Source organism: Microbacterium stercoris, from assembly GCF_017592545.1.
Lineage (GTDB): Bacteria > Actinomycetota > Actinomycetes > Actinomycetales > Microbacteriaceae > Microbacterium > Microbacterium stercoris.
In genome coordinates this window covers 171,070-187,735 of record NZ_JAGFOA010000003.1, presented here as the reverse complement: position 1 = coordinate 187,735, position 16,666 = coordinate 171,070, and the positions used below count along the sequence as shown (strand labels likewise).

15 protein-coding genes are annotated in these 16,666 nt (G+C 71.2%); 1 reads left to right on the top strand and 14 read right to left on the bottom strand.

The genetic code is table 11. The features are described 5' to 3' along the window. Positions 1-71 precede the first annotated feature (71 nt). From J5V96_RS08640 to J5V96_RS08605, 8 genes are all read right to left on the bottom strand, one after another. On the bottom strand, positions 72-410 hold the full coding sequence (locus J5V96_RS08640; protein ID WP_208502810.1) for a helix-turn-helix domain-containing protein: 339 nt from the start codon (positions 408-410) through the stop codon (positions 72-74). 104 nt (positions 411-514) lie between these two features. Beyond that, on the bottom strand, positions 515-1,402 hold the full coding sequence (locus tag J5V96_RS08635; protein ID WP_208502808.1) for a formate/nitrite transporter family protein: 888 nt from the start codon (positions 1,400-1,402) through the stop codon (positions 515-517). 124 nt (positions 1,403-1,526) lie between these two features. Next, positions 1,527-2,909 (bottom strand): LLM class flavin-dependent oxidoreductase, encoded by a 1,383-nt coding sequence (locus J5V96_RS08630; protein WP_208502806.1) that lies wholly within the window; start codon positions 2,907-2,909, stop codon positions 1,527-1,529. Positions 2,910-3,049: 140 nt separating this feature from the next. Next, positions 3,050-4,273 (bottom strand): acyl-CoA dehydrogenase family protein, encoded by a 1,224-nt coding sequence (locus J5V96_RS08625; RefSeq protein ID WP_307793567.1) that lies wholly within the window; start codon positions 4,271-4,273, stop codon positions 3,050-3,052. Continuing rightward, positions 4,270-5,919, bottom strand: coding sequence for an ATP-binding cassette domain-containing protein (locus tag J5V96_RS08620; protein WP_208502804.1), 1,650 nt, complete (start codon positions 5,917-5,919; stop codon positions 4,270-4,272). Before J5V96_RS08620 ends, J5V96_RS08625 begins: the two co-directional genes overlap by 4 nt. Then, positions 5,916-6,797, bottom strand: coding sequence for an ABC transporter permease (locus tag J5V96_RS08615; protein ID WP_208502802.1), 882 nt, complete (start codon positions 6,795-6,797; stop codon positions 5,916-5,918). The genes J5V96_RS08620 and J5V96_RS08615 overlap by 4 nt, the downstream gene beginning before the upstream one ends. Continuing rightward, positions 6,794-7,798 carry an ABC transporter permease gene (locus tag J5V96_RS08610; protein WP_208502800.1) on the bottom strand — a complete coding sequence of 335 codons (1,005 nt, stop codon included), beginning with the start codon at positions 7,796-7,798 and terminating at the stop codon, positions 6,794-6,796. Before J5V96_RS08610 ends, J5V96_RS08615 begins: the two co-directional genes overlap by 4 nt. Further along, a complete protein-coding gene (locus J5V96_RS08605) occupies positions 7,795-9,495 on the bottom strand; it encodes an ABC transporter substrate-binding protein (protein WP_208502798.1) in 1,701 nt (566 codons plus the stop codon). Before J5V96_RS08605 ends, J5V96_RS08610 begins: the two co-directional genes overlap by 4 nt. A 194-nt stretch (positions 9,496-9,689) precedes the next feature. Here J5V96_RS08605 and J5V96_RS08600 point away from each other — a divergent pair, with 194 nt between their 5' ends. Further along, the gene (locus J5V96_RS08600; protein WP_208502796.1) at positions 9,690-10,433 is read left to right on the top strand and encodes a transglutaminase-like domain-containing protein; all 744 of its coding nucleotides are present in this window, start codon (positions 9,690-9,692) and stop codon (positions 10,431-10,433) included. A gap of 210 nt (positions 10,434-10,643) precedes the next feature. Here the strand turns inward: J5V96_RS08600 and J5V96_RS08595 are convergent, their stop codons facing one another. The 6 genes from J5V96_RS08595 to J5V96_RS08570 all read right to left on the bottom strand — a co-directional run bounded on the left by J5V96_RS08595 (position 10,644) and on the right by J5V96_RS08570 (position 16,610). Next, a complete protein-coding gene (locus J5V96_RS08595; RefSeq protein ID WP_208502794.1) occupies positions 10,644-11,435 on the bottom strand; it encodes a siderophore-interacting protein in 792 nt (263 codons plus the stop codon). Between the two features lie 82 nt (positions 11,436-11,517). Next, the gene (locus J5V96_RS08590) at positions 11,518-12,408 is read right to left on the bottom strand and encodes a DUF4097 family beta strand repeat-containing protein (protein WP_208502792.1); all 891 of its coding nucleotides are present in this window, start codon (positions 12,406-12,408) and stop codon (positions 11,518-11,520) included. Then, positions 12,405-13,085: a LuxR C-terminal-related transcriptional regulator gene (locus J5V96_RS08585; RefSeq protein WP_208502791.1), complete on the bottom strand. Its 681-nt coding sequence runs from the start codon at positions 13,083-13,085 to the stop codon at positions 12,405-12,407. The genes J5V96_RS08590 and J5V96_RS08585 overlap by 4 nt, the downstream gene beginning before the upstream one ends. Next, positions 13,073-14,344: a sensor histidine kinase gene (locus tag J5V96_RS08580; RefSeq protein ID WP_208502789.1), complete on the bottom strand. Its 1,272-nt coding sequence runs from the start codon at positions 14,342-14,344 to the stop codon at positions 13,073-13,075. Before J5V96_RS08580 ends, J5V96_RS08585 begins: the two co-directional genes overlap by 13 nt. A 185-nt stretch (positions 14,345-14,529) precedes the next feature. Continuing rightward, positions 14,530-16,119, bottom strand: a complete 1,590-nt coding sequence (gene guaA, locus J5V96_RS08575; protein ID WP_208502787.1) for a glutamine-hydrolyzing GMP synthase — start codon at positions 16,117-16,119, stop codon at positions 14,530-14,532. Continuing rightward, positions 16,116-16,610 (bottom strand): DUF3817 domain-containing protein, encoded by a 495-nt coding sequence (locus J5V96_RS08570; protein WP_208502785.1) that lies wholly within the window; start codon positions 16,608-16,610, stop codon positions 16,116-16,118. Before J5V96_RS08570 ends, guaA begins: the two co-directional genes overlap by 4 nt. Positions 16,611-16,666 lie beyond the last annotated feature (56 nt).

The window sequence follows — 16,666 nt, the reverse complement described above, 5'->3', positions numbered from 1 at the left end:
CCAGCCTGCGTCGGCCGCGGGATCCGTGGGGACGGATCCGCCGTGGGCCGATCTGCCGGGGGCAGAAGGGGTCAGGCCGCGAGGGCGAAGACGCGTGCGCCGGACGGTGCGGCGGGCGCGGCATCCGGTGCGGCCGCGCGCAGATCGTCGGCGACCCCGGAGGCGAGCTCGAGCAGGGTGCCGCCGAGCGCCCCGAGCACCGCCGAGACCATCTCGCTCGAGGGCTCCTTGCGGCCGCGCTCGATCTCCGACAGGTACTGCACCGAGATGCCGGCCCGCCGCGCGACGTCGGCCAGGCGCTCGCCGCGCGCGTGCCTCATACGCCGCAGCCGCTCGCCGACGAGATGCCGCCAGAGCGGATCCGGATCCGTCGCGGGTGACGGGGTGCGCAGCGGGAGCAGTTCGGCCATGCTCCACACGGTAGGCACCGCCGGTCGACGCCCGCACCCCGTTCCGCCGAGAGCAGAACGGGGCGCGGCTGGGCTCGTGCGGGAGCCCAGGTGCCGGGCTCGGGTCAGGCGTCCGAGCGGGAGAGCATGTGCGCCGGCACGCGGGTGGGCGATGCGGCGAAGCTCTTGCCGTTGGGGCGGGTGAGCACCACGCGCTTCGGGGCGGTGCGGCCGTGGGTGGCGTAGATCATCAGCCCCACGAACGTGAGGCCGCCGACGAGGTTGCCCACCACGGTGGGGATCTCGTTCCACACCAGGTAGTCGACGAGCGTGAAGTCGGCGCCGAGCAGCAGGCCGGTCGGGAAGAGGAACATGTTGACGACCGAGTGCTCGAAGCCCATGTAGAAGAACAGCATGATCGGCAGCCACATGCCGATGACCTTGCCGGGTACCGAGGTCGACATCATCGCGGCGACCACGCCGGTCGACACCATCCAGTTGCAGAGCATGCCGCGGATGAACAGCGTCAGCATGCCGCCCGCTCCGTGCTCGGCGTAGCCGAGCGTGCGCCCATGGCCGATCTCGCCGATCGCGACCCCCACGGCGCTCGGCTCGGTGCTGAAGCCGTAGGTGAAGTAGATCGCCATGCACACGGCGACGAGGAACGCGCCGGCGAAGTTGCCGAGGAAGACGAGCCCCCAGTTGCGCCCGATGCCTCCGAGGGTGATGCCCGGTCGCCGGTCGAAGAGAGCCAGCGGGGCGAGCGTGAACACGCCCGTCAGCAGGTCGTACCCCAGCAGGTAGAGCAGCACGAACCCGGCAGGGAACAGCAGAGCGCCGAGCAGGGGCTGCCCCGTCTGCGTCGACACGGTCACCGCGAACGCGGCGCCGAGCGTGAGCATGGCGCCGCCCATGAACGCCCGGATCAGCGTGTCGCGGGTCGACATCAGGATCTTCGATTCGCCGGCGTCGATCATGCTCGTGATCAGTTCGGCGGGCTTGACGTACGACATGGGGCCTCCTGGGGGTGGGGTGCCCCCAGACTCTCGCGCCGCCGTTTCGGGCGGCGGCTCCCCCGCGTTACGCGAGTGGAGCGATCCGCTCACGCGGGCGAGGTGCGGGCGGTGAGGTGCTGCCTCAGACGAGCGCGAGCGTCGGCACGGGCTCGTCGAAGTGCGCGCCGCCGCGGTAGCGGGTGCCGATGTGGTTCTCAGGCAGGCGGGCGCCGCGGTCGAACAGGCGCTCGCGCAGCGTCTGCGGGGCCTCGTCCTCGTCGCGCAGGCGTCCGCGGCGACGCAGCTCGGGCACCACGAGGTCGGCGAAGTCGCGGGCCGTGTCGAACGAGTGGTACTGGCGCAGGTTGATGCCGTCGATGCCCGCCTCATCGAGCCACAGCTCGATCTCGTCGGCGACGACCTTCGGCGTGCCCGCGACGAAGAAGCGGTCCTCGCGACCCGCGACGATCCGATCCAGGGCGGATCCGACCGTGTCGTCCTCGGATGCCGCGAAGCGCTCGGCCCCGGGCACCTCGCGCAGCGGGGTGTCGCGCGGGAAGGCGGGGAGATCGATCGGCAGGCTCATGTGGGCGAGGATGCCCTCGAGGCTCGTGTGCTCGCGGTAGCGGCGCCACTTGTCGGCCGCCTCCTCCTCGGTGCGGCCCACGACGATGCCCGCCTGCACGATGAACTTGATGTCAGAGCCCTCGCGGCCCTGGGCGATCGCCCCCTCGCGCATGGCGAGGGCGTTCTTCTGGAAGTCGGCCACCGAGCGCCCGCCCGTGAAGACGACCTCGGCGTGCCGCCCGGCGAACGCGATGCCCGCGGGCGATCCGGTCGCCTGGAACAGCACCGGCGTGCGCTGCAGCGAGGGCTCGGCCAGGTGCGGGCCCTTCACCCGGAAGTGCTCCCCGACGTGATCGATGTAGCGCACCTTCGAGGGGTCGGTGTAGACGCCGCGCTCCCGGTCGCGCAGCACCGCGTCGTCGTCCCAGGATCCCTCCCACAGCTTGTAGAGCACGTGCAGGTACTCGTCGGCGATGGCGTAGCGCTGGTCGTGCGGCACCTCGTTGTCGAGGCCGAAGTTCTTCGCCGCGTTCGGCAGGTAGGACGTGACGATGTTCCAGCCGATCCGGCCCTTCGTGAGGTGGTCGAGCGTGGACATGCGGCGCGCGAAGGCGAACGGGGGCTCGTAGGTCGTCGAGAAGGTGACGCCGAAGCCGAGGCGCTTGGTGACGGCGGCCATGGCCGGCACCAGCAGCAGGGGGTCGTTGCTGGGGATCTGCATCCCCTCGCGCAGCGCCGTCTCCGGGCCGCCGCGGAACGTGTCGTACGTGCCCACGACATCCGCGAGGAAGATGCCGTCGAACCCGCCGCCCTCGAGCAGCTGCGCGAGCTCGATCCAGTAGTCGATGTCGTTGAAGCGCTCGCGCTGGTTGCCGTCGAGTCGCCACAGGCCGTGCGTGATGTGGCTGGGTGTGTTCATCTCGAACAGGTTCAGGATCAGGCGCTTCTTCTCGGACATGATCCGAGCGTATGGCGACCGGATCCGCGGGGCGCGGGGGCGTGAAACGGGGCGTCACGCGGGATGAAACAGGGCGTCACGCACAGACGCGACGAGGGCCGTGCCGGTCTCGGCACGGCCCTCGTCAGGCGGCGGATCGCTCAGGCGTCGGCGGCCGCGTCCGCGTCGACGGACGCCTGCGGCTTCCACGTCGGACGGGTGCCGTTGAGCTCGAAGTCGCCCAGAGCACGACGACGCTGTGCGGCGGGGTTGTGCGAGTGCACCGTGCGCGCGTTGCGCCAGTGGCGGTCGAGTGCCGCGGTGGTGCTGACCGCCGAGGCGCCGCCGACCTCGAAGAGCTCGGTGACGGCGTCGAGCACGAGCGGCGAGACCACCTGCTGCAGGCGGTAGACGCCCAGCAGCAGGTCGTTCGCCTCATCCGCGTCGTCCAGCCCCCGAGCGACCAGGGAGTCGACGTCGCGAGCCGCCGAGAGCACAAGGCGCGTGGCGGCATCCGCTGCGGCGCTCACGGTGCCGACGGTCTGCTGCACCAGCGGGCTCTCGCGCGGCAGCGTCTCGCCCGGCGAGCCGAAGATGCGCTTGCGCGGGCGCACGAACTCGAGCCCGTCGCGCAGCGCCGCCTGGCCGATGCCGGCCGCGACCGCGAGCAGCACGATCTGGAAGACCGCGGCGATGTGGTCGCCGCGCACGGGGTTCTCGCCCGCGACCACCACGTCGGCGGGATCCACCGCGACCCGCTCGAACGTCGTGGTGCCGGTGCCGGTGAGCTGCTGGCCGAAGCCGTCCCAGTCGTCGAACGACTGCACCCCCGGATCGGAGGCCGCGACGGTCACGCCCACGCGCTGCTCGCCGTCCAGCGCGCTGAGGTGGATCCAGTCGGCGTAGATGCTGCCGGTTGTGTAGTACTTGCGGCCGGTGAGCGTGATCCGCTCGCCCTCCCGCTCGATCACGGTCGTGATCTGCGCCGTGTCGTTGCGTTCCGACTGGGCGTTGCCGACGAGGTCGCCCGCGACGATCCGGTCGATCCAGAGAGCACGGTTCGCCGCATCCTGGTCGTAGCCCGCCAGCAGCGTCTCGACGAAGGCGATGTGCCCGCGATAGATGTGCGCGAGGTTCGAATCGGCGGCGGCGATGCGCACGAGGCGGGCGATCAGCTGCTCGAAAGACACCCCGAGCCCGCCGTCGGCCGCGGGCAGGCGCAGCGCCCCGAACCCGAGGTCGCGCAGGGCGGCGACGTCGTCGCGCAGCAGCGTGTGGCTGCGCTCTTGGGCGGCCGCGCGGCCCGCGACGCCCACGAGCAGGGTCTCCAGCTCCTGATCGAACTCCTCGAGCGTGGCCGGTCGGGTCAGCACCGGCGCGGTCACCGGGCACCCCCCGGGATCGACTCGATGAGGCGCACCGTGTAGGCCGCCTGCGGGTTCTCGAACACGTGCTCCACGGCACCGCTCTCCATGACTTTCCCCTTCTCCAGCACGGTCACGTCGTCGGCGATCTGCCGGACCAGGCTGAGGTCGTGCGAGATGAACAGATAGGTGAGACCGTGCTGCTCCCTGAGGGCGAACAGCAGGTCGACGATCTGGGACTGGACGCTGACGTCGAGCGCCGAGGTCGGCTCGTCCAGGATCAGCACGCGCGGACGCAGGATGAGCGCACGCGCGATCGCGGCCCGCTGGCGCTGACCGCCCGAGAGCTCGCTCGGGCGGCGGCGCCCGGCGTCCGCCGGCAGCCCCACGTCCGCGAGGATCTCTCGCACCGCCGCCCGTCGCGCGACGCGCGAGGACTCGATGCCGTTGATCCGCAGCGGCTCCTCGAGCGATGCCTCGATGCTCCAGCGCGGATCGAACGCGGCGAGCGCGTTCTGGTAGATCAGCTGCAGCCGCGTGGCATCCGGGTTCGTCGCGGCGTGACGTGGCGGCAGGTGCCGACCGAGCACTGAGACCGCGCCCGCGTCGAAGTCGGCGAGCCCGGCGATGATGCGCGCGGCGGTCGTCTTGCCCGATCCGGATTCGCCCACGAGCGCATGGATCGTGCCCTCGGTGACCGAGAGCGAGACGTCGGCGAGGGCGGCGACCTGCCCGTCGCCCGCGAGCGAGCGGAAGGTCTTGGTGAGCCCGGCGACCTCGATCACCGGGGCGCCGCCGGCACCCGCCTTCCGCCCGGCGAACTTGTCGGGGCTGAGGGCGGGGGCATCCGCGAACAGGCGCACGGTGTAGTCGTCGACGGGGCGCGCGATGATCTCGGCGGTGGGCCCGGCCTCGCGGATCTCTCCGCTCCTGAGCACCACGAGCCGGTCGCTGCGCTCCTCGGCGATCGCGAGGTCGTGCGTGATCAGCACGACCGACAGCCCGAGGTCGCGCTTGAGCTCGTCGATCAGGTCGAGGATGGTGCGCTGCACGGTGACATCGAGCGCCGACGTCGGCTCATCGGCGATCAGCAGCCTCGGCTCACCCGCGATCGCGATGGCGATCAGGATGCGCTGCAGCTGGCCGCCCGAGAGCTGGTGCGGGAACGCGCGGGCGCGCTCGGCGGGCTCCCGGATCCCCACCCGCGTCAGCAGGTCGACGGCGATCTCGTGGGCCTCGGGCGTCGTGACGGCGCGGTGCTGCCGCACGGCGTCGGCGACCTGATCGCCCACGCGCTGCAGAGGGTCGAGCGAGCTCAGCGGATCCTGCGGCACGTAGCCGATGACCGCGCCGCGCAACGGACGCCAGGCGCGCGCGTCGTAGCCCGACACCCCCTGTCCGAAGATCTCGATCGATCCGGTGTCGATGAGCCCGTTCGCAGGCAGCAGGCCACTGATCGCCGCGGCGACGGTGGTCTTGCCCGATCCGGACTCTCCGACGATCGCGACGGTCTCACCGGCTGCGAGCTCGAGCGAGAAGCCGGACACCACCCGCGTGGCCCAGCGGCCGCGCACGTACGAGACGTCGAGGCCGTCGACGCGCACGGCGGTCTCGGGGGCGGGGGCGATGTCGTCGGCGGCCGCCGGCGACGCGATGGCGATGGTCATGCGCGGGCCTCCCGTGCTCGCTGGGCCAGGGTGCTGAGGCGGGCGACGGCGAGCACCGTGCCGGCGATGACGACGCCCGGGATGAGGGCGAGCCAGGGGGACGAGGTGATGTACTGGCGCCCCTCGGAGACGAGCAGGCCCCACTCGGGCTCCGGCGGCACGGCGCCGAAGCCGAGGAAGCTGAGGGCCGAGATCGACAGGATCGCGCCGCCGAACTCGAGCGGCACGAGGGCGAGCACAGACCCGTAGGAGTTCGGCAGGACGTGCCGCAGCAGCGTGTGGCGGCGTGTGCCGCCGAGATGCGCGCTCGCCTCGACGAAGGTCAGCTCGCGCACGGTGAGCACCTCGGAGCGCACCAGGCGCGTGAAGCCCGCCACCGACGACAGGCCGACGGCGATGGCCGCGTTCAACGCGCCGAAGCCGAGCGAGACGACGATCACCATCGCCAGCAGCAGACCGGGGATGGCGAGCAGCACATCGACGACGCGGCTGATGAGCGCGTCGACCGATCCGCCCAGGTAGCCGGCGAGCGAGCCGAGCGCGATCCCGATCACCAGGCCGATGACCACGGCGATGCCGGAGGTCGACAGGGTCAGCGCGGTGCCGTGCACCACGCGGGTGTAGCTGTCGCGCCCGAGGTAGTCGGTGCCGAACGGGTGCTCGAGACTCGGGGGCAGCAGCGTGTTGCCGGGGCTGGCCTCGAGCGGTCCCCAGGGCGAGAGCGCCTGCGGGAAGAACACGGCCACCAGCAGGAACACCGCGAAGGCCAGGGCCAGGATGTCGCCGGGGTTGAGCCAGAAGGGTCGTTCGGCGGGGGTCCGGGCTCCCGCGGTCGGCGGCGCGGGGGCGGCCGCCGGGGCGTCGAGCACGGCGGTCATGAGACGACCTCCTTGGCCTTGGCACGACGGGCGAGGAGGGGCGCGCGCTGCGACCGCGTGACGCCCGGGACGATGTCGATGCGCGGATCGATCAGCGGATAGATCAGGTCGGTCGCCAGATTGAACAGCGTCACGATCACGGCCACGAGCAGCACCACCCCGAGCACCACGGGGCCGTCCTGTGCGCGCACGGCCTGCTCGGTGACGAAGCCGAGGCCCGCGCGGGAGAAGATCGTCTCGGTGATGACCGAGCCTGCCAGCAGCGCCCCGGCCGTGAGGCCCGCGAGGGTCAGCGCCGGGATGGATCCGTTCTTGAGCACGTGACGCAGGATGATCCGCGACTCGGGCAGCCCCTTGGCGCGCAGCACGTTCACAAACGGCCGGCCCTTCGCGGCGGAGAGCCCCTGGATGAGCACGCGGGTGAGCGACGGGCTGCCCACGATGCCGAGCGTGAGGGCGGGCAGGATGAGCGACTTCGCGCCCTCGTCGCGGATCGCCGAGAACCAGCCGAGCTGATAGGCGAACACCTGCAGCAGGAGCAGGCCCACGAGGAAGGTCGGCAGCGAGAGCGACAGCAGCGGCAGGGATCCCGCGATCCGGCGGATCGTCTCCGACTTCGGGAAGACCGCGACGAACGCCACGGCCAGCGAGATCGCCAGGGCCGCGACCAGCCCGAGCAGGGCGAGCAGCGACGTCGAGGCGAGCCCCTGCCCGAGCAGCTCCGCCACGGGGCGCCCGGTCGACAGCGAGTAGCCGAGGTCGCCCTGCAGCAGGCGGGTGAGCGCCGTCCAGAACTGCTCGAACGGGGTGCGATCGAGCTGGTAGTAGGAGATGATCCGGTCGGCGACATCCGGCGGCACGGGGTTCTGCGGGTTCTCGAGACGATTGCGCACCGGGTCGCCGTCGAGGGCGAACAGGATCACCCAGACGAAGACGTACGCGGACACGATGACGAGCAGGGCGTGTCCGAGGCGCCCGAGGAGATAGCGCGAGCGGGTCATCGCTTCTCCGCGTCGTCGAGCGTGAAGGTGTCGTAGAACACCGGACGAGCCTCGGGCGTCCAGCCGAAGCCCTGCACGTCGGGCTGCAGCGCGAAGATCTGCGTGTCGGTGATGATCGGGAACGCCAGGGCATGGTCGATCACGTAGTCCTGCAGCTCGCCGACGACCTCGGCGCGCTCGTCGCCCGAGACCGTGGTCTGCCGGTTCAGGAGGTCGTTCAGGGTGGCGTCGGCCTGCGGGAGCGTCAGCGTGTTCGAGCGCTCGGTGTCGAAGGCGTTGCGGATGGTCACCCACGGGTCGGCCTGCGGCCATCCGGTGCGCAGCACACCCACCTCGGGGTCGGCGTACGCCGTCTGCACGTTCGCGTAGTCGACCTCGGTGAGCTCGAGCTCGATGCCCACCTGCTCGAGCTGCCACTGCACGAGCTGGAACAGCGCGGGGGCGGTCGAGTCGTACACGTCGATGACGGTCTTGATGTGCAGGCGCTCCCCGTCCTTGACGCGGTAGCCGTCGGCGTCGCGCTCGGTCCATCCGGCCTCGTCGAGCAGCTCGTTCGCGGCCTCGGGGTCGAACGCGAGCTTGTCCGACTGATCCCTGAACCCGAACGCGTCCTCGGTCACGATGCTCGACGCGGTGGTCCAGTTGTCGGTGTAGAGGTCGTCGATGATCTGCTGGCGGTCGATCGCCGAGAGGATCGCCTTGCGCACCCGCTCGTCCTGCAGCACCGGCACCTGCTGCTTCAGCACCCAGGTGTTGGTCTGGCCGGTGCCCTGCAGTCCGACGACCTGGAAGCCGTCCTTCTCGAGGGGCTTCTCCTCGCTCGGCTGCACGTAGCGGATGAGGTCGCCTTCGCCGGCGCGCAGGCTTCCGAGGCGAGTCGCGTCCTCGAGCACGGGGATCCAGACGATCCTGTCGAGGTAGGCCGGCCCCTGGTGCTCCGAGCTCTCCGGCGCCCAGTCGTAGTCGTCGCGGCTCTCGAGCACGATCTCCTCGCCGTAGGTCTCGGACGTCACGACGAAGGGGCCGGATCCGATCGTGTTCGTGATGAGCTGCTGCTCCTCGGCCGTGCCGTCGAGGGTGTCGTCGGCGACGAGCGAGCTCGCCCAGTTGGAGAGGATCTTGATGTACGGCGAGAACGGCTCGGTCAGACGCACGGTGACGGTGCGGGCGTCGCCGTCGCTGGTGACCGACTCGACCGCGGGATAGGTCTGGTTCGGGTTGATGCCCTCCTCGGGGCGACCGAAGGCCTGGAACTCGATGTTGCGCTGCACCGAGCCCGCGTCGAGCTCCTGCCCGTTGCTGTAGGTGACGCCGTCCTTGATCGTGAAGACGTACTCCAGGCCGTCCTCGCTGATGTCCCACTTCTCGGCGATCCACGGCTCGAGCTCGCCCGTCTCCGGGTTCGCGTACACGAGGCGGTCGGTGATGTTGTGAGTGAGGGCGCTCCCCTGCCAGGTGCCGTTCTGCACGGAACCGGAGGCGATGACCTCCGCGTCGAGGTAGGTGAGAGTGCCGCCGAACCTGTCCTCCTCGGCGACGTCGGCCGTCGTCTGCGCCGCGGCGGTGTCCGGGCCGGCGGCCTTCGGCACCAGGGCGATGCCGACGCCGATCGCCGCGACGGCGGCCACGCCGATGCCGACGCCCGTCCACAGGGGCCTGCGGCTCTTCGTGATGATGCGGACCTGCTGCTGGGACATGGGATCTCCTCGGATGCGATGGGGATTCCCTGTCTATTCAGGAGGGATTGGCATCGCCACCTCGTGACCGAGTGTGTAGCCGCATGACGAAACACGAGGTCACAGGCGGAAATGCTGTTGCGGCGACCGCCGCGGGTGCGAGAGAGTTGCGCGCCCCATCGCGCCACGCGGGGCCGATGCCGCACCATGTCGTCATGAGCAACGCCGCTGCAGCCGTCGTCGACCACGCCGCACACACCGCCTTCTCCGATCCGGGCGCGCACGCGGGCCTGCTCGACGCGCTTCCGACGGATCCGGCCGCCCTGTCCGAGGTGGCGCGCAACGTGATCGCGCACTACCGGGCGTTCCAGTCGCAGCTGCCCGAGGCGACGCGCGGTGACATCAACGCGCGCTGGCTGCGGGTGATCCTGGAGACGGATCAGGCGCGCCATCCGTCGCCGCTGGCGGATCCGCGCGAGCTGTCGGAGCGGGTGCAGGGCTGCTGCCGCGACCACACGCTGCTGTGCGTCGGCGCACTGCGTCAGCACGGCATCCCGGCGCGCAGCCGCGTGGGCTTCGCGGGCTACTTCACGGAGGGGTTCCACCACGACCACGTGATCGTCGAGGCGTGGATCGACGGGCGCTGGCGCCGCTTCGACCCCGAGGTGGGCGAGCCGCTCCCGGGGCTCGCCACACCGCACGACATGTCGTTCGAGGCCGCCTCGTCGAGCGGATTCACCACGGCCGCGGAGGCATGGCTCGCCTACCGGCGTGGCGAGGTCGACGGCTCGAAGTACGGGGTGCACCCGGATGTGCCCGAGGTCGGCGGCCCCGGATTCCTCGCCGGCGAGGTGATCTACGAGGTCGCCCATCGCTTCGGCGACGAACTGCTGCTCTGGGACGGCTGGGGCCGCATCGGCCCGCCCGACCAGCCGGTCGCCGAGGAGGACGCCGCCTGAACCGATGAGATCGCCGAGCTCCTGCTCGCCGCCGACGCCGGCGACCTCGAGGCCGAGTGCCGTCTCCTGGAGCGGTACCGCAGGGATCCGGACCTGCACCCGGGTGCCGAGATCATGACGATGGATCCGTTCGGCGGTGCCCCGACGCGCGTGACGCTCTGACGTCGCGCCTTCCCGACCCCGGGCGCCCGGGCCGGGCGCGAGAGAGGGTCAGCCCGCGCGGCCGACCTTCCAGTAGCCGGTGAAGGTGATGTCGTGCTTCGGGATGCCCGCGGCGACGAGGTGGCGACGCCCCTCGGCCGCCAGCGCCTGCTCGCCCGCGAGGTAGACGCCCAGCGGGCCCAGGGGATGCAGGGCGCGCAGCGCCATCAGCGCGAGCATGCCGGGCCGCTCGTGCGGATCCTCGCGAGGCAGCCAGCGCACCTCGAACCCGTCCGGCGCATCGGTCTGCTGAGCGTCGGCGGCATGCGGGATCTCGATGATCGCGGTGCCGCGTGCGTCGCGGGGCAGATCGCGCAGGATGCCCGCGATGGCCGGCAGCGCCGACTCGTCGCCGACCAGCAGATACTCGCCGGACGCGTGGGGCTCGAAGCCGCGCCCCTGATCGAGCACCACCACTCGCTCGCCCGCCCGCGCACGCTGGGCCCACGGCCCCGCCACACCCTCATCGCCGTGCGCGACGAAGTCGACGTCGAGCTCGCCCGCCTCGGGGCGCAGCGCACGCGCCGTGTAGGCGCGGTACTCGGGGCGCGTGGCCGAGTCGGTCATGAGGAACTTCAGGTACCCGGCCATCCCGAAGCCCTCGGGCACCGCGTCGAAGTCGGTCGTGCCGTCGGCCCGCGGCAGGAACAGGCGGAACCACTGGTCGAAGCCGTGCGCGGGCAGGGCCCGCAGCTCGTCACCCGCGAAGGTCACACGCTGCATGTGCGGGGTGATGCGCTCGCTGCGCACCACCTCGGCGAGGTAGTGACCACGGGTCTTGCGGGCGTCGGCGAAGGCCACGGGCGGGCTCCTGTCGGGTAGCAGGACAACGAAGTAAGGCGACCCTAAGTATAGGGTCGCCTCGCCTCGTCTCCCGCTCCGGTTACGCTCCGGGACGCAGAGCCACGCGCCCGGCCGCGACCTCGACGGTGATCACGCTGTCCGACCCCGGATCCACCGTGAGCCCGTTGTCGAGATCGCCTGCCGTCACCTCCTGGGTGACGGCGTACGGCACATCCGGCAGCGTCAGGTCGAAGTCACCGGCGCTGACCTCGAGCGAGACGCGTCGGGGCGCCTCCCCCGTGAGCTCGCCCGTGAGGCGGCCCGCCGAGAGCTTCAGGTCGGCCGAGCGCACGTCGGCCAGCACGAGGTCGGCGGATCCGGCGCTCATGTCGACCTCCAGCTGCTCGGCCGATCCGGTGACGTCGACGGATCCGGCGCCCAGATCGATGTCGAGGACGCCGAACTCGCCGTCGGCGACGAGCTCGCCCGCGTCGAGCGAGAGGTCGGCGTCGAGGCCCGCGAGCTCCGACGGCAGCGTCAGCACGACCCGCTCCTCGGCGCGCGAGGTCCCGAAGACCCCCCAATCGCCCCAGTCGCCCCAGTCGCCGAACAGGTCGGTGCTGTTGCGCACACTCAGCTCGTCGCCGTCGCGATCGAGGTGCCAGGTGCCTCGGGTGCTCTCGACCTCCAGGCGCGCCTCGTCGACGTCGCCGAACGCGAGCGTGACGAGAGCAGCGGATCCGTCGAGCTCGAGGGAGGTGACCCCCGTGGCATCCGCGGTGAGCACGTCGGACGTGCGGGTGGCCTCCGCGATGCCGCCGCGGATGCCGGGCACCACCGTGGCGGCGATCGCGATGCTGCCGACGACGATCGCGATGACCGAGATCGTGCGCCCGGCGGATCCGCCACCCGATCCGTGCGGGGCGGGCTGTCCGGACGGGCCGGAGGGCGAGGCCGGCGTGACCGGCGGAGGGGTGAGCGTGGCGTTCATCGTGCTGCTCCGTTCTGCGGGGCGGCGGGGCCGCCGAGGTCGTAGTGGGCGAGCGCGGCGAGCACGCGGCGGTTGCCGTTCTCGTCGGGCTCGAGGCCGAGCTTCTGGAAGATCGCGGTGATGTGCTTCTCGACGCTGGCCTCCGAGAGGAAGAGCGTTGCGGCGATGGCCTGGTTGCTGCGGCCCTCCGCGATCAGCGAGAGCACGGTGCGCTCCCGCTCGGTGAGGCGGGCGAGCCGGTCGTCGTGCGCGCGCCGGGTGAGCAGCTGCGCCACGACCTCCGGATCCAGCACCGTCGCCCCCTGGCCGATGCGCTCGATCGAGTCGAGGAACTCGGCCACATCCGCGACCCGGTCCTTGAGCAGGTAGCCCAGCGATCCGGATCCGGACGTGATCAGCTCGCTGGCGTAGCGCTCCTCGACGTACTGCGACAGCACCAGGATCGCCAGGGCCGGGTGCGCGGCGCGCAGCGAGATCGCGGCGCGGATGCCCTCGTCGGTGAACGTCGGCGGCAGGCGCACGTCGAGGATGGCCAGGTCGGGCGCCGTGGCGGCGACCGTCTCGGCGAGCTCGCCGGTGTCGGGCAGGGCCGCGACCACCTCGTGGTCGGCGTCCTCGAGCAGGCGCACGATGCCCTCGCGCAGCAGGACAGAGTCCTCGCAGATCAGGATGCGCACGGGACGCTCACCTCCAGGCTCGTCGGGCCGCCCTGCGGGCTGTCCAGGCGGATCGTGCCGCCGGCGGCGGTCACGCGGTTCACGATGCCGTCGAGGCCGCCGCCCGGCAGCACCTGCGCGCCGCCGATGCCGTCGTCCTCCACACGGGCCCAGAGCGTGCCGTCCTCGCGGCGGCGCACCGTCACGCGGCACTCCGTTGCGCGGGAGTGCTTGGCGGCGTTGGTCAGCGATTCTGCGAGGGCGAAGTACACGGCCGCCTCGGCGTCACGGCTGCAGCGGCCGTCGATGCGGACATCGAGCCGCACGGGCACGTGCGACCGGCTCGCCAGCGCCGACAGCGCGGCGTCGAGCCCGCGGTCATCCAGCACGGAGGCGTGGATGCCGCGCGCCAGCTGGCGCAGCTCGGTGATGGCGGCCTTGGTCGAGGTGTGCGCCTCGGCGACGAGGTCCTTGGCCTTGGCGGGATCGGTGTCGATCTTCTGCTGGGCGAGGCCCAGCGTCATGCCGATCGAGACGAGCCGCGGCTGGACGCCGTCGTGCAGGTCGCGCTCGATGCGGGTGCGCTCGACGTCGGCGGCGCGCACGGCGCCCGCCCGCTGATCCTGCGCCGTCTGCGCGTACTGCGTGGCCTCGCGGGCCGCGGCGGCCAGCTGCGCCTCGCGAGAGGGGATGATGATCGCCCGGGCGATCACCCCGTGCAGCACGGCGAGGCCCAGGATGCCCGCGAGCGACGCGACGAAGAGGAGTCCGCCGATGAGCGGGGCCCAGGCCGCCAGGATCTCGATGCCGACGATGTCGACGACCCCGTCGGTCGCGTACAGCGGCGCGAAGGCGGCGATGGCGGATCCGATCGCGAGGCGGATGACGAACAGCAGCAGAAGGCCGGTGAGGCTCGAGACGATGAGGTTGGCGATCGCGCGCCACATCGATCCGTCGATCGCCTGGTGCCAGAGGCCGCGCAGCCAGCCGCCGAAGCCGGGGCCGGAGCGGGGGCGCGGGCGCAGCGGGCCGATGCCCGCGCCGTAGAGGCCGTCGATGCGCGCGGTCTCGGCCCAGCCGATCCCGAACAGGACGTAGACGAGGCCGACCAGCACGATCAGGCCGATGCCGACGACGGGAAGGAGGCCGACGCCGAAGGCGAGCATCGCGCCGATGCCCGTGGCGATGATCGGGCCGGCGACGCCCACCGCGGCCAGATGCGCGGTCGCGGCCAGCAGCCGGGCCGGCGTGGGCCTGGCGGGTGCGTAGGAAGTGGTCATGGCTCAAAGCTATGACCGGCGCCTCGCGCCCGGCACCGAGCGACCCCGACAGGTGCGTTCGGGGTTTCCCTACCCTCGCTCACAGCACGTGTTCTCAGCGAGGAACCGCCTTCTCGACGCAGAAAGGACGTGTTCTCGCTGAGAACACGTCCTTTCAGAGCGCGAGGCGGGGCCTCAGCGCCGGATCACTCCCACTCGATCGTCCCCGGGGGCTTCGAGGTGACGTCGAGCACGACGCGGTTGATCTCACGCACCTCGTTGGTGATGCGGTTCGAGATCTTCGAGAGCACGTCGTAGGGGAGGCGCGACCAGTCGGCGGTCATCGCATCCTCGGACGAGACAGGGCGCAGCACGACCGGGTGGCCGTAGGTGCGGCCGTCGCCCTGGACGCCGACCGAGCGCACGTCGGCGAGCAGCACAACCGGGCACTGCCAGATCTCCTTGTCGAGACCGGCCTTGGTGAGCTCCTCGCGGGCGATCGCGTCGGCCTCGCGCAGGATGTCGAGACGCTCGCGCGTGACCTCGCCGATGATCCGGATGCCGAGGCCCGGGCCCGGGAACGGCTGGCGGCCGACGATCGCCTCGGGGATGCCGAGCTCGCGGCCGATCGCGCGCACCTCATCCTTGAACAGCGTGCGCAGGGGCTCGACGAGCTCGAAGTCGAGATCCTCCGGCAGGCCGCCCACGTTGTGGTGGCTCTTGATGTTGGCCGTGCCCGTGCCGCCGCCCGACTCCACCACATCCGGGTAGAGCGTGCCCTGCACGAGGAACTTGACCTTCTCGCCGGACTCGCGGGCCTCGGCGACGAGGTCGAGCTGCACCTTCTCGAACGCGCGGATGAACTCGCGGCCGATGATCTTGCGCTTCTCCTCGGGGTCGGTGACGCCGGCGAGGTGACCGAGGAAGGTCTCCTCCGCGTCGACCGTGATGAGGCGCACGCCCGTGGACTCGACGTAGTCCTTCTCGACCTGCTCGCGCTCGCCCTTGCGGAGCAGACCGTGGTCGACGAAGACCGCGGTGAGCTGGTCGCCGACGGCCTTGTGCACAAGCGCCGTCGAGACGGCCGAGTCGACGCCGCCCGACAGGGCCGAGATGACGCGCGCGTCGCCGATCTGCTCCTTGATGCGCTCGACCTGCTCGGCGATGACGTTGCCGGCGTTCCAGTTGGCGGGCAGGCCCGCCGCCTTGTGGAGGAAGTTCTCGATGACCTTCTGGCCGAAGTCGGAGTGCTTCACCTCGGGGTGCCACTGCACGCCGTAGAAGCACTTCTCGGCGTTGCCGAACGCGGCGACGGGGGTCGCGGCGGTCGAGGCGAGCACCTCGAAGCCCGCGGGCGCCTTGGAGACCTGGTCGCCGTGCGACATCCACACGTTCTGCTCGAGCGGCTGCCCCTCGAGCAGCACGCCGCCCGATCCGACCAGCGCCGCATCGGTGGCGCCGTACTCGCGCAGACCCGTGTGAGCGACCTCGCCGCCGAGGGCCTGGGCCATGACCTGGAAGCCGTAGCAGATGCCGAGCGTCGGGACGCCCAGCTCGAAGACCTCGGGGTCGAGGCGCGGCGCGCCCTCCTCGTACACCGAGGACGGACCACCCGACAGGATGATCGCGACCGGGTTGTGCGCGGCGATCTCGGCGGCCGAGGCCGTCGACGGGATCAGCTCGCTGAAGACACCGGCCTCGCGCACGCGGCGCGCGATCAGCTGCGCGTACTGGGCGCCGAAATCGACGACCAGAACGGGACGCTGGGCGGTGTCGGCGGTGACATCAGCTGTCACTGGGCGACCTCCAGGTTGTTGTCGGATGCCGCTGCCGCGGCCTTCTTCTCGGCGGCCGCGGTCTCGCGCTCGGCCAGGTAGCGCTTCACGTCGCGCGCGACGGAGAACTCCATGATGAAGGAGAGGAAGGGGACCACGCCGCCACCGGCGAGCAGGATGAACCGCCAGAACGGCCAGCGCATCAGGCTCCACACGCGGAAGCAGGCGAAGAGGTACACGACGTAGAACCAGCCGTGCACGATGAGGATGCCCAGCGACAGGTTGATGCCGTCGCCGGTCGAGACCAGCTCGTCGCCCTGCTGCACGACCTCGCGGAACGCGAAGAGACCGTGCGAGTCGAGGAAGAACAGCTCGACGGCGAGGGGCGTGTACTTCAGCACCATCTCCGCGCACAGCAGCAGGAGGCCGATGCCGGTGATCACCGAGCAGATCTGGTAGAACCTCACGGCGCCGCGGATCTTCTCGAACGAGGCGAGCTTGGGCTGAGGCATGGGGTCCAGTCTATCGGCGGCGGCTGTGCGTCCGATCCGCGTGCGGCCGGCCTCGG